Raw genomic sequence first — 866 nt, 5'->3', positions numbered from 1 at the left:
AGCCTGATCACTGTGGAGTCCGACAAGGCCTCCATGGAGATCCCGTCCAGCCATGCTGGCGTGGTCAAGGAGCTGAAGGTCAAGCTCGGCGACAAGGTCGCCGAAGGCTCGGTGGTGCTGACCCTGGAAGTGCAGGGTGCAGGCGCAGCCGCTCCAGCGCCTGCAGCTGCCCCTGCGCCCGCGGTTTCTGAGCCAAAACAGGCTCCAGCGCCCGCCCCACAAGCGCAAGCAGCTATTAATCCAGTAGCGTCCAGCTTTGCTGGTACGGCGGATCTGGACTGCGATGTGCTCGTGCTGGGCGGCGGCCCCGGCGGCTATTCGGCAGCCTTCCGCGCGGCCGACCTGGGCCTCAAGGTCATCATCGTCGAGCGCTACGCAGCCCTGGGCGGCGTGTGCCTGAACGTGGGCTGCATCCCGTCCAAGGCACTGCTGCACGTCGCGGCGGTCATTGACGAAGTCAGCCACCTGAAGGACGCCGGTATCGAATTCGGCGCACCGCAGGTCAACGTCGATACGCTGCGCGGTCACAAGGAAAAGGTCATCGGCAAGCTGACCGGTGGCCTGGCCGCCATGGCCAAAATGCGCAAGGTCACCACCGTTCGCGGCTACGGGGCCTTTGTGGGCGCCAACCACCTCGAAGTGGAAGAAACCACCGGCACCGGCCAGGAGAAGACGGGCACCAAGAAGGTCATCGCCTTCAAGCGCGCCATCATCGCCGCCGGCAGCCAGGCCGTGCGCCTGCCGTTCATGCCCAACGACCCGCGCGTGGTCGATTCCACCGGCGCGCTGGCGCTCAGCGGCGTGCCCAAACGCATGCTCATCCTGGGCGGCGGCATCATCGGCCTGGAAATGGGCACGGTGTACAG

1 protein-coding gene is annotated in these 866 nt (G+C 66.1%); it reads left to right on the top strand.

Features of this window, described 5'->3' with window-relative positions:
- The coding region (locus J8G26_RS19095) for an FAD-dependent oxidoreductase (protein ID WP_210570841.1) at nucleotides 1-866 on the top strand (866 nt) is incomplete at both ends.

The organism is Acidovorax sp. JG5, assembly GCF_017939685.1.
Lineage (GTDB): Bacteria > Pseudomonadota > Gammaproteobacteria > Burkholderiales > Burkholderiaceae_C > Acidovorax.
The sequence above is the reverse complement of the archived record's forward strand: the minus strand, read 5'-3'. Positions and strand labels throughout refer to the sequence as shown.